Origin of the sequence: Planktothrix sp. FACHB-1355, from assembly GCF_014748295.1 — a bacterium.
Lineage (GTDB): Bacteria > Cyanobacteriota > Cyanobacteriia > Cyanobacteriales > Aerosakkonemataceae > Aerosakkonema > Aerosakkonema funiforme_A.
On the sequence record NZ_JACJUP010001187.1, the window covers coordinates 1 to 2,124 of the forward strand.

The window sequence follows — 2,124 nt, forward strand, 5'->3', positions numbered from 1 at the left end:
GCGTTTAAGGTGATTGAATAATAGTATGTTCGGGAAAATGTAATAAGAATTGTATTGCTTTGACGACTAAAGCCACTTTAAGTTCATATACTAATTTCTGTATTCCATCGTTTGCAGATAAAACGAGGAGGCCCAAAATGGCTCACACTTATGAGGTATTGGTCGATATCAGAGAATCCTCTGCACCAAGCACCAATGCCTTTCGCTGCGGAACAACAAGGTACGAAATCGATGCAGAATCTAAAGCTTTAGCTGATAATATGGCACTAGCCCAAGCTAAAAGCGAGCATCCACAAGGTTGTGAATACGACGTCCGCGTGACAAGGTTACTAAAATAAAGGCAACACCGAATCTAACCTTAAAAATCGTTTCCGACGCGATCCACACTCTCAGTTTTGTTAAGTACTATTAATAATTCTGAATAACTGTAAGCTCAGCTATTTTGGCTGGGCGTCTGATGAATTGTGGCAATTCATAGTCGGAAACGATGCGATCGATTGCTCATCACCTCTGCACGATCGGCGATCGTTTTTATTCTCTCCGCTGCGCTGCATTGTTGAGCTGCTGGCGCTGTGCGACCTGGATTAGCATAATTCATCAAAAGACCGGAACCGACCTGTTTCAAAATCCTCTAATCCTTGTTGAATCCCCTTTATTGCTGCTTCTGAGTCTTGCGCTTCCCACTCTAGGACGTTAGCTAACAATTCAGATGCAAGCAGATTGACATCTTGACCTTGCCGAACAGCCTTATCGCGGAGTCGCGCTTCTAATTCTGGGCTGAGGGTAACAATTATTGCCATTAAACTACATCCTTTGGCATAAAATCTTTGTAGGCTATTCCAGCAAAGATAGGCGATCTCTATCCTAGTAATGTGCAACAATTATATAATAGATAGATGTACCTGACCAACCGACGCAATAGATGGTTTCACCAGAATTACTTACCAGTATACAACGGCTTACCCGTGCAGATAAACTCTACATAATGCAGGTTTCGATCTCTGAATTAGCCCAACAAGAAACAGACCTCATCAAACCTGACCGATCGTATCCTATTTTGTCGCCTTACGATGCGTTTGAAGCAGCAAATACTATGCTCAAAGTATTGCAAGATAGCAAATCTCAAGACCATGAGTAACGCTGAAAGATATCCTTTTATCTGTGCTGACACTGCACTGGGGGAAGTTGGGTTTCGTCCGTAGCATTTACCCCACACTCAGCAATTCATCGAGTTTGTTTTTCAAATCTGAAGATACCATTAGCGGTTGATAAACTTCACCCTGGTATGGTTGCCAAACATATCCCGAACTGAACGATCGAAATGTTGGAGGCGATCCAATTTCCTGCCAAATTGTTTCAGCTAAAACTAAGCCAGGAAAAGATTGAAAAGAAGTTTCTGCAAGTAACTCGCTATAGGTTCTAAACTCGTCTACTTCTAAACCAACTAAAGCATACCGAAACTTGGGAGCAAACCGTAAATGTTGATAGAGCAGAATACCAATTTCTGTCATAATATAAGCGGTTTCAGGTGTGTCTATTCCCACTTCACTTATGCCGCTAGGAGAAACTCGACACCACCAATTATCCTCGATATCCTGAAAAATTCCCGTTTGACATTGAGATTGGTTCTTATTTGAAAAAATCAAAGAAACTCGCTCGAAATGGCGAGAAAACTCCTCAGCGGCAGTCTGTTCTGTACCACATTCAGCCGACAAACTAAATATCCATGACATTGCTGTTCTCCTTTTGATTCCCTCGACTCATTTAACTTTTTCCCAATCGTTTTGAGTATTTGCCAGTGCAGCCTCGTATTTCTCTAATAACATTGTAGTCTTGGGCAAGATACTTACATGAGTTGGGCTGTCCTGAACTGCTTCCAAATCTCCGGTGATTTTGCTATCTTCAATTTGCCAGACGGGATCTTTTCCTTTGCCGCCAAATTTATCGGGTCTTCTAAAAGCTGGTAGACTTTCGATTGAAAGCGAAGTAGACATTCCCTTTGTATTTCTAATTGCGACAGCTACAGGTCGATCGGTAGAATTTTGGTCTATTTCCGATCGCAAATATCCATTTTCGTCAAGCCAATTTCTAGGCATTTGTTCTACATCAATATCAATACCAGGT

General features: G+C 41.7%; 6 protein-coding genes. 3 read left to right on the forward strand and 3 right to left on the reverse strand.

The genetic code is table 11. The features are described from left to right. Positions 1-137 precede the first annotated feature (137 nt). Positions 138-338, forward strand: a complete 201-nt coding sequence (locus tag H6S82_RS30550; RefSeq protein WP_190462818.1) for a hypothetical protein — start codon at positions 138-140, stop codon at positions 336-338. 124 nt (positions 339-462) lie between these two features. Beyond that, entirely contained in the window at positions 463-588 is a 126-nt protein-coding gene (locus H6S82_RS34220) for a hypothetical protein (protein ID WP_277926620.1), read from the forward strand. Here H6S82_RS34220 and H6S82_RS30555 read toward each other — a convergent pair. Continuing rightward, positions 585-800 carry a hypothetical protein gene (locus tag H6S82_RS30555; protein ID WP_190462820.1) on the reverse strand — a complete coding sequence of 72 codons (216 nt, stop codon included), beginning with the start codon at positions 798-800 and terminating at the stop codon, positions 585-587. The two genes, H6S82_RS34220 and H6S82_RS30555, sit on opposite strands and share 4 nt — an antisense overlap. Before the next feature lie 122 nt (positions 801-922). On the opposite strand from H6S82_RS30555, the gene H6S82_RS30560 reads away from it, so the two are divergent. After that, a complete protein-coding gene (locus H6S82_RS30560) occupies positions 923-1,138 on the forward strand; it encodes a hypothetical protein (protein WP_190462822.1) in 216 nt (71 codons plus the stop codon). A gap of 67 nt (positions 1,139-1,205) precedes the next feature. Here the strand turns inward: H6S82_RS30560 and H6S82_RS30565 are convergent, their stop codons facing one another. Both H6S82_RS30565 and H6S82_RS33810 read right to left on the reverse strand, forming a co-directional pair. After that, positions 1,206-1,733 carry a hypothetical protein gene (locus H6S82_RS30565; RefSeq protein WP_190462824.1) on the reverse strand — a complete coding sequence of 176 codons (528 nt, stop codon included), beginning with the start codon at positions 1,731-1,733 and terminating at the stop codon, positions 1,206-1,208. A gap of 27 nt (positions 1,734-1,760) precedes the next feature. Further along, on the reverse strand, positions 1,761-2,124 hold a 364-nt coding region (locus H6S82_RS33810), incomplete at its 5' end, for a hypothetical protein (RefSeq protein ID WP_242057175.1).